We start from the raw sequence: 17,655 nt of genomic DNA, 5'->3' as shown, positions 1-17,655 counted from the left end.
TCAGGGCGCGGAGGCCGCCGCGCTCAGGGGCCCCGCCACCTGGCGGCCCTGGCGCCAGACGCCGGTGATGCGGTCCACGGCGACGATGCTGGCCGCGGGGTCGCCTTCCACGATGAAGAAGTCCGCCCGGAGGCCCGGCTTGATGCGGCCCCGGTCCTTGAGCTTCAGCAGGTCCGCCGCGCTCCCGGTGGCCAGGGCCAGCGCCTGCACCGGCGTGAGGCCCGCGCCGACCAGCAGCTTCAGCTCCCGGTGCTCCGCGTAGCCGGGGATGCGCAGCGGCGTGGCGCCGGAGTCGGTGCCAAAGCCCACCTTCACGCCCGCGTCGTACAGCGCCTTCAGGTTGGCCTGGTTGGTGGAGAGGGCGTGGCGCGCCTCCGCGGCCTTGGGGTCCTGGAGCGTCTTCGTCCGCCACGCGTCGTCCTGGAACTGCGCGCGCAGGTCGGGGGTCAGCGCGGGGCGCAGCACGGGGTCGCCCACGAGCAGGGGCTGGTCCGCGTAGACGACGGTGGCCTCGTCCAGTTCGAGCGTGGGCACGTACCAGACGCCGCGCTTCTTCATCGCCTGGATGAAGGCCGCGTCCACGGGCTGGTCGCGCACGCCGTGCGCGAGGATGTCCACGCCCGCCTCCACCACGGCGCGGGCGTCCTCCAGGTCGTGGATGTGGGCGGCGACGCGCAGGCCCTGCTTGTGGGACTCGTCGATGACGGCCTTGTAGATGTCCGGCTGCATCTTCGGGAGCTTGCCCAGGAAGCTGTCCACCCAGATCTTCACCAGGTCCACGCGGTTCTTCGCCAGGGTGCGCACCGCCGCGCGGGCCTCCTCCACGGTGGCGGGGCGGAAGAGCTGATCCGGCGCGCTGCGCGTCATCGCCTGGGGCGGCCCGCCCTCCGGCACGCCGATGCCCTGCCCCGCGCCGAACAGGTCCGCGCCGCTGAAGGTGTCCGCGTGCGCCTCCTTGCGGAGCTCGTTGAACAGCGGCCGGTTCATGCCCAGCGCCGTGACGGTGGTGACGCCGTAGGCCGCGTACAGGCGCAGCTGCCGCTCGATGTTCTCGCGCGTGTAGTGCTCCGGCCCCACGGACGTGCCCACGCTCTGTCCCACGTGGCTGTGGTCGGAGATGAGGCCGGGCAGGAGCGTCCTGCCCTGGAAGTCGATGACCTCCGCGCCCTTGGGGACGGGGATGTGGATGGCGAGCCCCACGGAGACGATGCGCCCGTCGCGCACCACCACCGCGGCCTCCTCCAGCGGCGTGCCCCCGGAGCCGTCCAGCACCGTCCCGCCCCGGAAGACCTGCGTGCGGGGAGCGGGGGGCGCCGCGTGGGCGGACGGCATCAGCGCGAGGGCGAGCAGGGCGGCGGGCAGGAAGCGCGAGCGCATGAAGTCTCCGAAAGGATGGCCAAGAACCCTAGGAGCGGCCCGCGCTCGCGACAACCCTTCCCTGCCGGGGCTGACGTGCGAGGCGTCCAGGACGCGGCGGTGCTACAGGCCGGGTGCTCGCGCCGGCCCCGAGGAGGAGAGGACGGCGCATCGCGGCGATTTCATGACTTCCTCCGAGAAGCACGGCGCCGTGATTATGCTGCGCGCCCGATGGATGAACCCGGCCTGCAATATCCCGGAGAAGCCCTGCGCAGCTGGCTGCGTCAGTTCGCCAAGACACCCGTGGCCGAACCGACGCTGCGCCTGCTGGTCGTCCTGGCGGACACGGTGTTCTTCGCGAGCCTGGGCCGGGAGGAAGGCGAGGCCACGCGCGTGCGCATCGCCTACCACGCGCAGGGCTTGCAGGGCCTCCAGGCGGTGCGGGAGACGGTCTTCATTGGCGGCGCGAAGGGCAAGCGGCAGGCGTGGGAGACGCTGCCCCTGGAGCCCAAGTCGAGCATCACCGACTTCAGCGTGGAGGCGCTGGTGAAGATCGCGCCCGCGGCGTACCTGCCGCGCACGGCGGTGGTGGTGGGCCCGCGCGACGGCAAGCTGCGCATCCAGGGGCTGGCGCGCCGGGTGGAGTACACGGAGTTCCACGCCGAGGGCGAGGAGGACGTCTTCATCCTCTACGCGCCGGAGCCGGGACACCTGGTGGTGAGCACGCAGGGGCGCGAGGTGTTCCGCTACGAGCAGGGCGCGCCGGTGCCGCCGGGCCGGCGCGTGGCGCTGCACGACCTGCTGTTCCACGAGGACAGCGCGGTGCGCGCGGCGCTGATGGAGATGTGCTCGTCGCTGGTGGAGTCCCTGCCCAGGGTGCAGCCGCTGATGGGCGGCAACCGCGAGTGGTACGTGTCCAACGCGGTGCAGGGGCTCATCCGGAAGATGGGGGCGCTGCACCACGGGGGGCTCATCGCGTTCCTGCCCAAGCAGCATGACGTGGAGCGCTTCCGCACGCGCGGCAAGTACGTCCTGCCACAGGAGCAAGGCTCGCTCCTACGGGAGCGGCTCCAGCGGTTCGTCCAGGCGAGAGCGGACCTCATCAACGGCGCGTGGCGAGCGGAGGCCGGCAAGGCCGCGTCGCAGGAGGAGCAAGAGGATCCGGAGCTGAAGAAGGCCGCCGCGGAGCACGACGACAAGGCGACCGAGAGCGACTTCCAGGCGTTGGTGGAGAGCATCGGGCAGTTCACCGCGGTGGACAACGCGCTGGTGATGGGGCCGGAGCTGGAGGTGCTGTGCGCGGGCTATCAGATCGCCATCCCGCGCAGCGGTCCGCCCCAGGTGTTCGAGGCGCGCACGCTCCAGGGGAGGCCCGGGCCGCACTACCCCATCAGCCAGCACGGCTCGCGCCACCGCGCCGCGGCCGTCTTCGCCAACCAGCACTCCGGCGCCATCGTGTTCGTCGCGTCCCAGGACGGCCCGCTCCGCTGCCTGCACCGGCCCCCTGGCAAGAAGAAGGTGCTGCTCTGGAGCCTCCTGCTGACGGAGGACTGAGCGTGCGGGCGGCCCTGCTACCGTGCGCGCGACCGGGAGGCAGGCATGAAGCGGCTGGGGTGGGTGCTGCTGCTGGGAGTGCTCGTGTCGGGCTGCGCGACGACCCGAGGCGTGCGTCTGGAGATCGACGACGGCGAACGGGCCATCATCACGCCTCACGAAGGGGAAGGCGCGTCACTCTCCGCGACGCGCCTGGAGGAAGACGAGTTCGCGGCCGCCGTGAAGACGCTCGCCCGGGACGTGCGGCCGTTCGCCCAGCCATTGAGGGGTGCGCGCGAGCTGTTTGGCCTGCCGGAGCGCAGCGGCGTGTTCGGGTTCCGGGAACGGACCCGTCAAATCATCCCGCTCGGAGAGGCGGAATCCCGCGAACTGCGCCTCCTTGACGCATCGGACGACCTGACGCGCGGCTACAAACAATGGTGCGCGAAGAAGCGCGAGCAGGCCGGTGATTGCCTGCGCCTGTTGGACGAAGGCCCGTTGCTGGGAAGCGACGGGCGGTACGCCCTGGCGATGGCCGTCGCGATGGACTCCGTCTGGCACGAGACGGCCGAAGCCCTGGAAGGCATCACGAACTCCCAGGCCCTCATGGCCACGGTGACGTCCACCGTGACGATGTACCTGTTGCTCTGGGCACTCCCAGAGCCAGTGTCCAAGGGGCTCGCCGCCCTCCTCACCGCCACGGCAATTGCGTACCTGGGTGTGGACACCGTCTGGACGCTGCTGGATGGCTGGGTGGCGCTGGTCCGCCACGTGGATCAGGCCACCACGTTCATGCAGGTCCATGACGCGGGTGAGGCATACGGCGAGGTGCTGGGACGGAACGCCGCGCGGATCTTCGTGATGCTGGCAACCGCGGCCCTGGGCAATACGGTGGGGCTCGCGATGAAGGCGCCGACACTGCCGGGCTCCGCGCAGGCCGCGTTGGCGGTGGAGACCCAAGCGGGATTCCAATATGCAGCCATGGGTAGCGTACGCTCCGTGGCGATGACCGCGGAGGGCTTCACCGTCGCGCTCGCGCCCAACGCGGTCGCGATGTCATCGCGCCCCGGTGGCGCCCAACGCCACCACCTGGCCACCATCCGGAATGAGAAGTCCGCGAAACAAGGTGGACCCTGGACCCCGCTCTTCCGGCGCATCTTCAAGCAGGCGGGCATGGAGCTAAAGGACCCGGAGAACATCGTCGAAATCCCCGGCCACCGGGGCCCACATCCCAGGGCGTATCATGAACGAGTCTATCGCCGTTTGAACGAAGCCACCGCTGGCTGCCGCACCATGGAAGCATGCCGAAAGGCCCTGACCATCGAACTGCGGACCCTGGCGAACGAAGCAACCACTCAAGGCTCCGTCATCAACCGACTGCTCACCCAGGGGCGCTGACGGAACGGACCATGGCGAAGCGCTACTTTGACTTGTCAGAGGACGTTGAGATTCCAGGCCGCTGGTACCTGGGGGATCCCGTCCATGAACAAGGGGTCGAGGTCGAAGACCCCTGGATGTTCCGAGCCGGCAAACCCGTGCATGTGCCAACTCGCCTCCGGATACCCATCGATGAGCCGGGGAGGCCCCTCGACTTTTCGGCTGCCGGCATCGGTCAGGCGCCCATCCTACACGTCAAGCTGGCCACCATTTTCGCGACCCTTGCGCCCAACGACGTCCAGCTGCTCTCGGTGGACATCCAGGGACAGCCCGAACAGTTCAGCATGCTCGTAGCCACTCGATTGATCCGCTGCATTGATGTTCATGCGTCTGAGGAAGCCCGGTACTGGGAGCCCGAGGACGGGCGGCCGGAAAAGCTCGGGCAGTACCGTTCCGTCTACGGCATGCGCATCGACCCGTCGCAGGTGGGCGACGCCAAGGTCTTCCGGACCTGGGGCTGGTCCATCGCCCTCATCGTCTCCGACGACATCAAGACCGCCCTGGAGCGCACGGGCGCCACCGGCATGCACTTCACCGAAGTGTAGGCCCCCCTCTCGCGCGCGATCGCCTCCCTGCCCTGCGTCCGGCCCAAGCTTCCGCCTCAGGTCCCGGTACAATCTCCAGATTGTCATGATACAATCTGGGGCATGTCCCGCTCCACCTGGAAGCCACGTCTGAAGCGGTCCGGCGGTCCCTTGTACGCGGCGCTCGTCGACGCGCTCTCCGCGGACATCAGCTCGGGGCGGCTTCGCGCGGGGGACCGGCTGCCCACGCACCGGGAGCTGGCGAGCACGACCGGGGCCTCGCTCGGGACCGTGACGCGGGCCTACGCGGAGGCGGAGCGGCGGGGACTCATCTGGAGCCAGGTGGGCAACGGCACGTTCGTGAAGAACCTCCGGGAAGGAGACCATTACTCACCCCAACCCGACCGGCTGCGCATCGACCTGGGACCCACGGCCGCGCCCCTCGTGCCCGGGGACCTGGGGCACCTCGCGCTCGCCGCCGCGCTCCGACGACTGGGGGAGCGCGCGGACCTCACCGGGCTCAGTGGCTACCAGGCGCACGCGGGCACCGAGGCCCAGCGGAGCGCGGGGGCCCGCTGGCTGTCACTCGCGGGGGTCGCGGCCACGACCGAGGAAGTCACCGTGTGCGGCGGCGCCCAGCACGCCACCTTGATGGTGCTGTCCCTGCTCGCGAATCCGGGCGGATTGCTGGTGGAGGACATCACCTATCCGGGGGTCCTCGCCACCGCGGAGTGGCTGCGGCTGCCCACCCATCCGGTCGCGCTCGACGCGGAGGGGCTCATTCCCGAGGCGCTCGCGGAGGCTTGCCGGAAGAGCGAGGCCCGGGTGCTCTACTGCACCCCCACGAACCACAACCCCACCACGACCATCATGCCGTTGAAGCGACGGCAGGCCCTGGTGGAGGTCTGCCGCGAGTTCGACGTCACGATCGTCGAGAACGGAGCGCTGGCGCCGCTCGTCGACAAGGCCCCGCCGCCGCTCGCGGCCCTGGCCCCCGAGCGGACGTACCACCTGGGAAGCCTGTCGAAGGCCGTGCTGCCCGCGCTGCGCGTCGGCTACATCCGGGCGCCCGTCGAATCCCGGAAGGCGCTGGAGCACGCGGCCGCGGCGACGGTCTGGTCGGGCTCTGCGCTGCTGACGGAGATCGCCACGCAGTGGGTGACGGATGGCACCGCCGAGTCCCTGCGCGACGCGCGGCGGGTCGAGGCCACGGCGCGGCAGGCCCTGGCGGCCCGCGTGTTGAAGGGGCACCCGTACGTCGCGCACGACCGCGCCTACTTCCTGTGGATGCCCCTGCCCGGGCATCGCCGCGCCACGGAGCTGGTGGAACAGGCCGCCGCGCACGACGTGCTGATCGGCCCCTCGCACCTGTTCGCGGCCCGGCCGGGCCAGGCCCCCAATGCGCTCCGGGTGTCGCTCGGCGCGGCCAGCTCGCGCGCGGAGCTGGAGCGCGGGCTGAAGACGCTGGCAAGCCTGCTTGGCGCCACGTCCCCGACGCCGCGGCGACTGGTCTGACGCATCACCCCTCACCTCCATCCTGGATGTGCCCATGACGTCTCTTCTGTCCCGCCGTGGTGGACGCCTGTCGCGAGCACGCCTGGCGCTGCTCCTCATGGGGCTGACCGTTCCCTGGATGGCGACGGGAGCGGAAGCCGGGGACCCGCTCCAGCAACGCCTCGACTTCTCGGACGCCTCCTTCCGTTGGCCGACGCGCATCCGAGACACCCTCACTCCACCCCGGTGGCTGCCCGAGGGCGAACGGTTCGTGTACTGGTCCATGGTCGAGCCCTATCGCGAGACCTGGGTCCTGGTGGATGCGCGGCGGCGCACCCAACAGCCCCTGCTGGACGCGGAGTCCCTGAGGTCCCAGCTCACGCAGCTGTTCGGCAAGCCGGTCGCGGTGTCCGGCGTCATGCCCTTCACGCTCACGCCGGATGCGAAGGGGATCGTCTTCTCCGTCCAGGGCCGGGCGTTCACGCTGGGGCTGACGGACCGCCGCGTCGTGGAGCGGCCCGCCACGGATCCGGTCGCGCTGTCGCTCCGGCCCGACAACCTCCTCGCTCCGGAGGGCGGGGCGATCGCGGTGCAAGGGGACACGGGCGTCAAGGTGGTCGACGCCCAGGGCGTGACCCGGATGGAGCGCACCGGCGAGGAGGACTCCACCTGGAAGCTGCCCGCGTCGGCGTGGTCTCCCCAAGGCCGCTTCCTCGCCGTCTGGCGCGAGGACACGCGGGGCGTGCACCGGATTCCGCTGGTCGACTACGGCACCGCGCTGGAGCAGGTGACATGGGCGCCCTACTCCAAGACGGGGACGCCGCTGATGCGCTCGGAGCTGAACTTCGTCACGGTGGCGACGGGACAGGTGACGGCCGCGCCCGGTGACGCGACGGAGCGCTACGACTGGCTCGCGGGCTGGCGTCCGGATGGCAGCGAGGCGCTGGTGCTCCAGCTCTCCCGGGATGGCAAGCGGCTGGACCTGGTGGCGGTGGACCCGGCGACGGGCAAGCACCGCCGCGTGCTGCGCGAGGAGCGCCAGGAGACCTTCGTGGGGGCGCTGGACTTCGCGGTGGAGGGGTGGTCCCGGCAGGTGACGCCGCTGCCCGACAACCGGCACTTCCTCTGGATGTCCGAGCGCGACGGCTGGCGGCACGTCTATCTTTATGACTATTCAGGCAAGCTCGTGCGCCAGCTCACCCGGGGCGCGTTTCCGGTCCACGCGGTGGCCGGCGTCTCGCCGAAGGCGGACGTCTTCTTCGTGCTCGCGTCCGCGGAGCCCGGGGCCCCGTATGAACGCCACGTGTACCGGGCCTCGCTGGAGGGCGGCGCCCTGAAGCAGGTGTCCGCCGGGCCCGGGATGCACCGGCCCGTGCTGTCACCATCCACGCGGTACTTCGTGGATGGGCACTCCTCGCGCGAGCAGCCGAGGGTCTGGGACGTGGTGTCCGCGGACGGGCGGCAGACCTTCCGCTACGCGAAGGCGGACACCCGCGCCCTGGCGGAGCTGCACTACACGCCGCCGGAGCCCCTCACGGTCCAGGCGGCGGACGGCACCACGCCCCTCTACGGCGTGCTGTACAAGCCCTGGGACCTCGATCCGAAGAAGCGCTACCCCGTCATCGATGTCATCTACGCGGGACCGTTCACCACGGTGGTGCCCTGGTCCTACGTGGGCACGACGGAGTCGCTCGTCGCGCACTCGCTGGCGCAGCTGGGCTTCATCGTCATGGTGCTGGACGCGCGGGGCACTCCGGGACGGAGCAAGGCGTTCCAGGACGTGAACTACGGCCGCGTGGGGCAGACGGAGATTCCGGACCACGTCGCGGCGCTCAAGCAGGCGGGCGCGAGCCGGCCGTACATGGACCTGGAGCGCGTGGGCATCCAGGGGAGCTCCTGGGGCGGCTACTTCGCGCTGAGGGGGATGCTGACCGCGCCGGAGTTCTTCAAGGCCGGCTATGCGGGAGCGCCTGGGGCGCTGACGGAGGAAGCCATCATCAACGAGCCGAACATGGGCCTGCTCACGGAGAACCCGCGGGGCTACGCGGCGGGGTCCAACGAGGCGCTGGCGGACAAGCTCCAGGGAGCGCTCAAGCTGATGCACGGGACGAGCGACGTGAACGCCTCCCTGTCCACGACGATGCGGATGGCCCAGGCGCTGGTGCGCGCGAACAAGCACTTCGACCTGCTCATCCTGCCCGGAGAGGCACACAGCCCCCGCCCGCCCGCCAGCCGGTACTTCCTGGACGACGTGCGCCGGTTCTTCCTGCGGGAGCTGGGCGAGCCCCGCTGACGAGCCCCCGGGAGGCAGCGTCACCCCTCGCGCGTGACGTTGCCTTCCAACCCCGGCGCGCCCAGCGCCATGCCCAGCGCGGCCAGCGCCGTGAGCCCCGCGGCGATGGCGAACTGGACGGCGAAGTGCCCACGCGCCAGCGACAGCGCCGCCACCGCCAGCGAACCGCCCAGGAGCCGCATCGAATAGAGCGTGCTCGTCACGATGCCCCGGTACTGCCACGGGGCTCGCGACTGCGGCCCCAACAGCGAGCTGCTGGCCGCCGGGCCCACGCCCATCCCCACCAACGCCAGCGCCGCGAACGTGGCTGGGACGCCCCACCCTCGCAGCGCCGCCACCGACAGCAGCCCCGCGCCCGTCGCCGCCAGCGCGAAGCCCAGCCCCACGCTCGCGCGCATGCCGCCCCGCACCAGCACCTTCACCCCGAACGTCGACCCCACCGACCAGCCCAGCAACATCGGCACCAGCGCCAGCCCCGCCCCGATGGGCGAATAGCCGCCCCGCTCCGTCATCCACAGCGGCACCCACGCGGACAGCGTGTACAGCAGCGCGCCCGCGAACAGCCCTCCCGCGATGCCGCTGACCACCGTCCGGTCCATCACCAGGGCTCCCGGCAACAGCGGCGCCGCCGTCCTGCGCTGCTGCCACACGAACAGCGCCGCCATCCCCACCGCCCCCAGCGCGCACACCCCGCGCGCCTGGGCCGCTCCCGGCTCCAGCGCGAAGAGCAGCAGCGCCACCGTGCTCCCCGCGAGCACCGGTCCCCAGGCATCCAGCGCCGTCGCGCCGTGCCGCGACGGGTCCCGGTACGACAGGTGCAACAGCAGCGCGGACAGCACGCCCACCGGCAGGTTCACCAGGAACACCCACCGCCACGAGGCGTGCATCACCAGCCAGCCGCCGATCAGCGGCCCCAGGGCGTTCGCCGCGCCCCACGCTCCGGTGAACATGCCCTGGATGGCCGCTCGCTCGCGCAGCGTGTAGAGGTCCGCGCTGATGGTCAGCGTGGTGGGCTGCAACGCTCCCGCGCCCAGCCCCTGCAGGACCCGGAACCCCACCAGCGCCGGAACGGACGTCGCCAGTCCACACAGCGCCGAGCCCACCAGGAACAACCCCATCCCCGCGAAGAACACCGGCTTGCGGCCCAGGCGGTCCGCCAGCTTGCCGCTCACCAGCACCCCCACCGTCGACGCGAAGAGGAACGCGGAGAACACCCACGAGTAGAGCGAGTCCCCGCCCAGCTCCCGCGTGATGGTGGGCATGGCGCTCGTCACCACCGTGCCCTCGAAGGCGCTCACCACCAGGGCCAGCAACACCGCCCCCGTGGCCACTCGCCGTGCCCCACCGGGCGGCATCCTGCGGCCCGCGTCCACCGTCCCACCGCTTCCATCCATGGTCTCTTCCATACGCCCCGGAGGGCCCCACGGAAACCGCCTCGTCGCCGCGCGCGCCCCTCGCCTCCGAGGCCCGCGCCTGGCTCCGGGTAGGCAGTCAGGCTCTGGGCAGGTGATTCCCGGGCGCTTCCCCCAGGCCGGGGCTTCACCTAAGACACGACTCGCGAAGCGCGCGCTGGAGGCCGGACCACGTGAAGGCGGACGAGCTGTTCAGCGGCGCGGGGGAGATGGCCGCCCGGATGCGCGCGAAGGACTGGGCGGCCACGCCGCTGGGGCCCGTGGAGGGCTGGCCCGTCTCGCTGCGGACCCTGGTGCGGACGATGATCCACTCGCGCCACCCGATGTTCCTTTGGTGGGGGCCCCAGCTCATCCAGCTCTACAACGATGCCTACGTGCCCAGCTTCGGCCGGGGGAAGCACCCCGAGGCGCTGGGGATGCCCGGCCGCGAGTGCTGGCCGGAGATCTGGCCCATCATCGGACCGCAGATCGAAGACGTGATGCGCGAGGGGAGGGCCAGCTGGAACGAAGACCAGCTCGTCCCCATCTTCCGCAACGGCCGCATCGAGGACGTCTACTGGACCTATGGCTACTCGCCGGCCTTCGACGATGCCGGCGCGATTCACGGCACGCTGGTGGTCTGCACCGAAACCACCCCGCGAATCCTCAGCCGACAGGCCCTCCAGCGGAGCGAGGAGCGCCTTCGCCGCGTCGTGGAGGCTTCCGGGGCAGGCACCTGGGAGCTGGAGGTCCGCTCCGGCCAGATGCACGTGGATGAGCGGATGGCCCTGATCTTCGGACTCCCCCGGGCCGGTGGATTCGACCTCGGGCGGGTGCTCGAGCGCGTCCATCCCGATGAGCGCGACGCCCTGCGCGGGGCCATCGACGCCACGCTCGCGGGAGGGCCCCAGGGCCGCTACTTCATGGAGCACCGGGTGGTGACGGCGCCAGGCGCCCACGCCTGCTGGGTCGAGGCACGCGGGCAGGTGACCTTCGACGCGGACGGCAAGGCCCTCCAGTTCGTCGGAACGGCGCTCGACATCAGTGAGCGCAAGCGGGCCGAGGAAGAGGGCCGGCGCGCGCGACAGGAGCTGCAGAGCTTCCTCATGCAGGCCCCACTCGGCATCGCCCTCCTCAGCGGTCCGCGCCACGTCTACACCTTCGCGAACGCCCCCTTCATGTCCATGCTGTTCGGGGGCCGTCCCGCGGAGGACCTCCTGAACCGGACCGTGCGCGAAGCGCTGCCGGAGCTGGAGGGCCAGGGCTATCACGAGCTCCTCGACAGCGTGTACCAGACGGGCAAGAGCTTCCACGGCGCCAAGCAGCGCGCCTCCATTGTCCAGGCCGACGGAACCGAGCGGGAGATGTTCGTCAACTTCACCTACCAGGCGAAGCGCGACCCGTGCGGGCGCATCGACGGCATCCTGGTGGTCATCTACGAAGTGACCGATCAGGTCAACGAACAGAAGGAGTTCGAACAGCTCGCGGAGAATCTCCGCGCGGCCATCGTGTCGCGGGACACGTTCCTGGGCGTCGCCTCGCACGAACTCAACACCCCCCTGACCACGCTCAAGTTGCAGATGCAGCTGAGCCAGCGGCTCTTCGACAGCCAGGGCGCGGAGGCGTTCAGCCCGGCGCGGATCAAGAAGCTGCTCGACAGCACCCTGCTCCAGGTGGAGCGGTTGGGGCGCCTGGTCAACGACATGCTGGATGTGTCCCGCATCAGCTCCGGGAAGCTGTCCATGACGCGCGTGCGGACGGACCTCTCCGCGCTGGTCCCGGAGGTGCTGGAGCGCTTCGCCCCACAATTGGAGGGGGCCGGAATCACGCTGGAGCGGGACATCGAAGGTGGCATCGTGGCCCCACTCGACGCCACGCGCATCGAGCAGGTGATGGCGAACTTCATCATCAACGCCATCAAGTACGCGCCCGGCAAGCCCGTGCACGCGAGGGTCGAACGCAGGGCGCGGCGCGTCCGGGTCAGCCTGCGGGACGAAGGCCAGGGCATCTCCGCGGAGCACCACGAGCGCATCTTCGTCCGGTTCGAGCGGGCGACGTCCGCGAGCGAGGCCAGCGGGCTGGGGCTCGGCCTCTACATCGCGAAGCAGATCATCCAGGGCCACGGGGGGACCATCGCGGTCGAAAGCGAGCCCGGCCGCGGTGCCACCTTCAGCTTCGAGCTGCCACTGGATTAGAAGGGCCGCATGCCCCGCATGGACAGCTTCGTGGAGTACACGGTGGAGTTGATGGAGCCGCTCGGCCCGGTGCAGGCGCGCGCCATGTTCGGCGGCTGGGGCCTGTACTTCGGCGGCCGGATGTTCGCGCTCATCATCCAGGGCCAGCTCTACCTCAAGGTGGATGACGTCACCCGCCCCGCCTTCGAAGCCGAAGGATGCCGGCCCTTCGTCTACGAGAGTCATGGCAAGGCCCAACAACTGGGCTACTGGACGCCCCCCACGGACGCGGAGGACGACGGCCGCAGGCTGCTGCCCTGGGCCCGCCGAGCCGTGGACGCCGCCCAGCGCGCCGCGATGAAGAAGGCCGCGAAGAAGGCACCCGCGGCGAAGAAGCAGCCCGCCGCGACGAAGCAGCCCGCCGCGAAGAAGCCACCTGCGGCGAAGAAGCAGCCCGCCGCGAAGAAGGCGCCCGCGGCGAAGAAGCAGCCCGCCGCGAAGAAGCCACCCGCGGCGAAGAAGCAGCCGCGCGTCAGGCGGTCTTGATGGCGGCCACCTCGCCGAGCCCCAGCTCGGCGATGGAGACCTCGCGCATGCGGAACTTCTGCACCTTGCCCGTCACCGTCATCGGGAAGCTGTCCACGAACTTCCAGTGGCGGGGAATCTTGAAGGTGGAGATGCGGCCGGAGCAGAAGGCCGTCAGGACCTCCGCGGACAGCGTGGCGCCGGACTTCAGGCGCACCCACGCCATCACCTCCTCGCCGTACTTCGCGCTGGGCACGCCGATGACCTGCGCCTCGCTGACCTCCGGGTGCGTGTGGAGGAACTCCTCCACCTCGCGCGGGTACACGTTCTCCCCGCCCCGGATGATCATGTCCTTGATGCGGCCGACGATCTTCACGTAGCCGTCCGCGTCCATCGTCGCCAGGTCGCCCGTGTGCATCCACCCGGCCCGGTCGATGGCCGCCGCGGTGGCCTGTGGGTTGTCCCAGTACCCGAGCATCACGCTGTAGCCCCGCGTGCACAGCTCCCCGGGCTGCCCCTGCGGCACCACCGCGCCGGTCTCCGGATCCACGACCTTCACCTCCAGGTGCGGGTGCACGCGGCCCACCGTGGCCACGCGCTTCTCCAGCGTGTCATCCAGGGGGTTCTGCGTGGACACGGGCGACGTCTCCGTCATGCCGTAGCAGATGGTGACCTCCCGCATGTGCATGCGCGACTGCACCTGCTTCATCACCTCCACCGGACACGGCGAGCCCGCCATGATGCCGGTGCGCAGCGACTTCAGGTCGAACTCGCCAAAGCGCGGGTGATCCAACTCCGCGATGAACATCGTGGGCACGCCATAGAGCGACGTGCAGCGTTCGGCCTGCACGGTCTGGAGCACCGCCAGCGGCTCGAACGCCTCCCCCGGAATCACCATCGTCGAGCCATGGGACGTGCAGGCCAGGTTGCCCATCACCATGCCGAAGCAGTGGTAGAAGGGCACCGGGATGCACACCCGGTCCTCCGGCGTGTAGCGAAGCACCTCCCCCACGAAGAAGCCGTTGTTGAGCACGTTGTGGTGCGACAGCGTCGCGCCCTTGGGGAAGCCCGTGGTGCCGGACGTGTACTGGATGTTGATGGGGTCATCGAACTGGAGCGACTGCTCGCGCGCCTCCAGCACGTCGTCCCCCACGCTCGCTCCGGCCCGCACCAGCCGGTCCCAGTCCGTGTCCAACACCAGCGCCTCGCGCAGTCCCGCGCAGCGGGGCCGGACCTCCTCCAGCATCCGCGTGTAGTCCGTCTGCCGGAAGCCCTTCGCCAGCAGCAGGACGCTCACGCCGGCCTGGTTGAGCGCGTACTCCAGCTCCGACGTGCGATAGGCCGGGTTCAGGTTGACGAGGATGGCGCCCGTGCGCGCCAGCGCGTACTGCGCCACCGTCCACTCGAAGCGGTTGGGCGACCAGAGGCCCACGCGGTCCCCCTTCTGGACCCCCAGGGCCAGCAGTCCCTTCGCCACCTCCGTCGTCGCGTCCCAGAACTGGCGCCACGTGACACGGTAGTTCTGCGAGGCCACCACCAGGGCCTCGCGCTCGCCGTACCGCTCGACGGTGCGGCGCAGGTTCTGACCGATGGTTTCCCCCAGCAGCGGGGTGGCGCTGGTGCCATGAGCGTAGGAGAGGGCGGTCGTCATGCCCCCATCGTCCCCAGGGCCGCCCCGCGCCGGCAAGCGCCAGCGTGACGGGGAGTTCCCCGGCTGACCGCCCGCCTCCCAGAGCGCAGCCCCACCCCAGCCCGCCGAGCGACCGCGACGTTTTCCCGGCGACCGCATCCACGTCCGGAACCCCGTCGCGATGCCCCGGGCGCCCAGAAGAACCCCCACCGGGCCCTCCGCTGTCGTTCCAGCACGGGAAACAAGGAAAACGCCGCACCGGCACGCTATTCTGACGCAACGCCCCATGGACGATCCGAACGCCCGACTGGTTGCCACCCTGCTGGAGGCGCGACAGCGCCACTGCTTCCCCCCGGACGTCCGCAAGGCGGCGCCGGAGTTCGTCGCGCAGGTGCTGGGGCTGCTCTTCCCCCACTTCGCGGAGCGGCTGGAGTGCAACGCCGCCGCGGTGCGCCGGGACGTCACCGCCGTGGAGGCGAGCCTCCAGCGCATCCAGGCCCTGCTCTCGCCGCACTACCCCGTCACGGACGCGGGCATGTCCGGGCGCTTCATGGCGAAGCTGCCGGACCTCTACGACTGGCTCCAGCAGGACGCTCGCGCCATCTTCGAGGCGGACCCCGCCGCGCGCAGCGTGGACGAGGTGGTGCTCACCTACCCGGGCTTCTACGCCATCGCCATCTACCGCGTGGCGAACGCGCTGCACCGGCTGAACTTCCCGCTGCTGCCGCGCCTGCTCACCGAATACGCCCACCAGCGCACCGGCGTGGACATCCACCCGGGCGCCACCATTGGCCGCAAGTTCGTCATCGACCACGGCACGGGGGTCGTCATCGGTGAGACGACGGTGATTGGCGACAACGTGAAGATCTACCAGGGCGTCACCCTGGGCGCGCTGATGGTGGAGAAGGCCCTGGCGGACAAGAAGCGCCACCCGACCATCGAGGACGACGTGGTGGTGTACGCCAACGCCACCATCCTCGGGGGCGGGACGGTGGTGGGCCGGGGCAGCATCATCGCCGGCAACGCGTGGCTCACGCAGAGCGTGCCCGCCCAGTCCGTCGTCACCCGCCGCAGCGAGGTGCGGGCGCGACAGGGCGACGAAGGCCTGGACGTCCTCGACTACCAGATTTGAGTTTTCCCTCACGCAGTGCCCGTTCCCCACACCGGAGACGCCATGAAGGTCGACAACATCCTGCAGACCATTGGCAACACGCCGCACGTGCGCATCAACCGGCTGTACCCCTCGCGCGTGTCGGTGCACATGAAGCTGGAGCGCGCCAACCCGGGCGGCAGCATCAAGGACCGCATCGGCCTGGCCATGATTGAGGACGCGGAGAAGCGGGGCCTCCTCAAGGAGGGCAGCGTCATCATCGAGCCCACCAGCGGCAACACCGGCATCGGTCTGGCCATGGTGGCCGCGGTGAAGGGCTACAAGCTCATCCTGGTGATGCCGGAGTCCATGAGCATCGAGCGCCGCCGCGTGCTGGCCGCCTACGGCGCCTCCTTCGACCTGACGCCGCGCGCGCTGGGCATGAAGGGCGCCATCGCCCGCGCCACGGAGCTCGTCTCCCAGACGTCCGGCGCGTGGATGCCGCAGCAGTTCGAGAACGAGTCCAACATCGAGGTCCACAAGCGCACCACCGCGCAGGAGATCCTCAACGACTTCCCGGACGGGCTGGACTACCTCATCACGGGCGTGGGCACCGGCGGCCACATCACCGCGTGCGGGGAGATCCTCAAGGCGAAGTGGCCCAGGCTGAAGGTGTTCGCGGTGGAGCCGGTGAAGTCGCCCGTCATCAGCGGCGGCCAGCCGGGCCCGCACCCCATCCAGGGCATCGGCGCGGGCTTCATCCCGAAGAACCTCCACACCGAAATCCTCGACGGCACCATCCAGGTGGATGAGAAGGACGCCTTCGAGTTCGCCCGCCGCGCCGCGCGCGAGGAGGGCATCTTCGTGGGCGTGTCCTCCGGCGCCGCGCTGTCCGCGGTGAACCAGAAGCTGGCGGAGATGCCGGACGGCAGCCGCGTGCTCACCTTCTGCTACGACACCGGCGAGCGCTACCTCTCCGTGGAGAACCTCTTCCCCGCGCAGTAGCCGTGCGCCCCCCGGTCCGGGTGGAGCACCTCACCCGGGCCGGTACTCGCGCACCCGCTCCACCAGCCGGTCCATCTCCGCGTCCGTGTTGTAGAAGTGCGGAGACAGGCGGATGCGCCCGCGCCGCACGGAGTGGGACACCTTCTTCTCCGACAGGAAGGCGCTGAGGGCCCGGACGTTCGCCCCGGGCGGCAGGAAGGTGAGGATGCCCGCGCGGTCCCGGGGCTCCGGCCCCACCTCGCAGCCCAGCCCGCGCAGGCCCATGTCCAGGCGGGCCAGCAGCTCGCCAATCCTCCCGCCAATGGCCTCGGGCCCCACCTCCAGCAGCAGCTCCAGCGCGGCGCCCATGGCGTAGATGCCGGGGTACGCGGCGCTGCCCTCCTCGAACTTCGCCGCGTCCGGGCGCAGCTCGAAGTGGGAGCGGTTGAAGTTCCACGCGTCGGTGGTGCTGCGCCAGCCGACCAGCGCGGGCCGCACGCGCGGCAGCACGTCCCTGGCCACGTACAAGAAGCCAATGCCGGAGATGCCCAGCATCCACTTGTGGCTGTCCGCGCTGAGGAAGTGGACGCGGCTCTTCTTCACGTCCACCGGCATGCAGCCCACGCTCTGGATGCCGTCCACGCACAGGAGCACGCCCGAGCGCTCGCACAGCGCCCCCAGCGCATCCAGGTCCGTGCGGTGGCCGGTGGCGAACTGCACGGACGACACCGCCACCAGCCGCGTGCGAGGGGTGAGCACCGACGCCACCGCCTCCGGCGTCACGCCCCCGTTCGGCGCGGGAATCTCACGCACCTCCACGCCCCGGGCCTGGAGGTGCAGCCACGGGTAGACGTTGGAGGGGTATTCGAGGCTCGTCGCGACGGCGACCTCATCCCCGGGCCGCCAGTCCAACCCCTCCGCGACCAGGCCCAGGCCGTGGCTGGTGTTGCGCACGAAGGCCACCTCCTCCGGCGAGGCCCCGATGATGCGCGCGGCCAGCCCCCGCACCTTCTCGCTGTGCGCCTCCCAGCTCCGCTCGTTCAGGACGCCGTGGTTCACCAGGTCGTCCATCCACGTCTTGACGGCCGTGGCGGCGCGCAGGCTCGTGGGCGCGACCCCGGCGTGGTTGAGGTAGAGCTGCTCCTTCAGGACGGGGAACTCGGCGCGGTAGGGCTCGAACGAGAAGCTCATGGGCCGCGAGTGTACCCACCCGCCCCGCGTCAT

13 protein-coding genes are annotated in these 17,655 nt (G+C 70.5%); 9 read left to right on the top strand and 4 right to left on the bottom strand.

Annotated features, from left to right (window positions below):
- Entirely contained in the window at positions 1 to 1,377 is a 1,377-nt protein-coding gene (locus FOF48_RS03150) for an amidohydrolase family protein (protein WP_143898575.1), read from the bottom strand.
- Positions 1,378 to 1,587: 210 nt separating this feature from the next.
- Here FOF48_RS03150 and FOF48_RS03145 point away from each other — a divergent pair, with 210 nt between their 5' ends.
- The 5 genes from FOF48_RS03145 (at position 1,588) to FOF48_RS03125 (ending at position 8,637) form a co-directional block, all read left to right on the top strand.
- Positions 1,588 to 2,910, top strand: a complete 1,323-nt coding sequence (locus FOF48_RS03145) for a putative sensor domain DACNV-containing protein (RefSeq protein ID WP_143898574.1) — start codon at positions 1,588 to 1,590, stop codon at positions 2,908 to 2,910.
- A gap of 45 nt (positions 2,911 to 2,955) precedes the next feature.
- Positions 2,956 to 4,287: an AHH domain-containing protein gene (locus FOF48_RS03140; protein WP_143898572.1), complete on the top strand. Its 1,332-nt coding sequence runs from the start codon at positions 2,956 to 2,958 to the stop codon at positions 4,285 to 4,287.
- Between the two features lie 11 nt (positions 4,288 to 4,298).
- Positions 4,299 to 4,871 carry an imm11 family protein gene (locus tag FOF48_RS03135; protein ID WP_143898570.1) on the top strand — a complete coding sequence of 191 codons (573 nt, stop codon included), beginning with the start codon at positions 4,299 to 4,301 and terminating at the stop codon, positions 4,869 to 4,871.
- A gap of 102 nt (positions 4,872 to 4,973) precedes the next feature.
- Positions 4,974 to 6,365, top strand: coding sequence for a PLP-dependent aminotransferase family protein (locus tag FOF48_RS03130; RefSeq protein ID WP_143898568.1), 1,392 nt, complete (start codon positions 4,974 to 4,976; stop codon positions 6,363 to 6,365).
- 34 nt (positions 6,366 to 6,399) lie between these two features.
- Positions 6,400 to 8,637 carry a DPP IV N-terminal domain-containing protein gene (locus FOF48_RS03125; protein WP_143898566.1) on the top strand — a complete coding sequence of 746 codons (2,238 nt, stop codon included), beginning with the start codon at positions 6,400 to 6,402 and terminating at the stop codon, positions 8,635 to 8,637.
- Between the two features lie 20 nt (positions 8,638 to 8,657).
- Here the strand turns inward: FOF48_RS03125 and FOF48_RS03120 are convergent, their stop codons facing one another.
- Positions 8,658 to 10,031, bottom strand: coding sequence for an MFS transporter (locus FOF48_RS03120; RefSeq protein WP_143898565.1), 1,374 nt, complete (start codon positions 10,029 to 10,031; stop codon positions 8,658 to 8,660).
- 191 nt (positions 10,032 to 10,222) lie between these two features.
- On the opposite strand from FOF48_RS03120, the gene FOF48_RS03115 reads away from it, so the two are divergent.
- Positions 10,223 to 12,223 carry a PAS domain-containing sensor histidine kinase gene (locus FOF48_RS03115; protein ID WP_143898563.1) on the top strand — a complete coding sequence of 667 codons (2,001 nt, stop codon included), beginning with the start codon at positions 10,223 to 10,225 and terminating at the stop codon, positions 12,221 to 12,223.
- Positions 12,224 to 12,232: 9 nt separating this feature from the next.
- Positions 12,233 to 12,748, top strand: a complete 516-nt coding sequence (locus tag FOF48_RS03110) for a TfoX/Sxy family protein (protein ID WP_143898561.1) — start codon at positions 12,233 to 12,235, stop codon at positions 12,746 to 12,748.
- Here the strand turns inward: FOF48_RS03110 and FOF48_RS03105 are convergent.
- On the bottom strand, positions 12,735 to 14,378 hold the full coding sequence (locus FOF48_RS03105; RefSeq protein WP_143898559.1) for an AMP-binding protein: 1,644 nt from the start codon (positions 14,376 to 14,378) through the stop codon (positions 12,735 to 12,737). The two genes, FOF48_RS03110 and FOF48_RS03105, sit on opposite strands and share 14 nt — an antisense overlap.
- A 265-nt stretch (positions 14,379 to 14,643) precedes the next feature.
- Here FOF48_RS03105 and epsC point away from each other — a divergent pair, with 265 nt between their 5' ends.
- Together epsC and cysK are read left to right on the top strand one after the other, a co-directional pair.
- The gene (gene epsC / locus FOF48_RS03100) at positions 14,644 to 15,489 is read left to right on the top strand and encodes a serine O-acetyltransferase EpsC (RefSeq protein WP_143898557.1); all 846 of its coding nucleotides are present in this window, start codon (positions 14,644 to 14,646) and stop codon (positions 15,487 to 15,489) included.
- Positions 15,490 to 15,531: 42 nt separating this feature from the next.
- The gene (gene cysK / locus FOF48_RS03095; RefSeq protein WP_143898555.1) at positions 15,532 to 16,452 is read left to right on the top strand and encodes a cysteine synthase A; all 921 of its coding nucleotides are present in this window, start codon (positions 15,532 to 15,534) and stop codon (positions 16,450 to 16,452) included.
- A gap of 30 nt (positions 16,453 to 16,482) precedes the next feature.
- On the opposite strand, the gene FOF48_RS03090 is transcribed toward cysK, so the two are convergent.
- Positions 16,483 to 17,622, bottom strand: coding sequence for an aminotransferase class V-fold PLP-dependent enzyme (locus FOF48_RS03090; protein ID WP_143898553.1), 1,140 nt, complete (start codon positions 17,620 to 17,622; stop codon positions 16,483 to 16,485).
- Positions 17,623 to 17,655: the final 33 nt, after the last annotated feature.

This window comes from Corallococcus sp. Z5C101001, assembly GCF_007352635.1.
In the GTDB taxonomy this organism is placed as follows: domain Bacteria; phylum Myxococcota; class Myxococcia; order Myxococcales; family Myxococcaceae; genus Corallococcus; species Corallococcus silvisoli.
The sequence above is the reverse complement of the archived record's forward strand: the minus strand, read 5'-3'. Positions and strand labels throughout refer to the sequence as shown.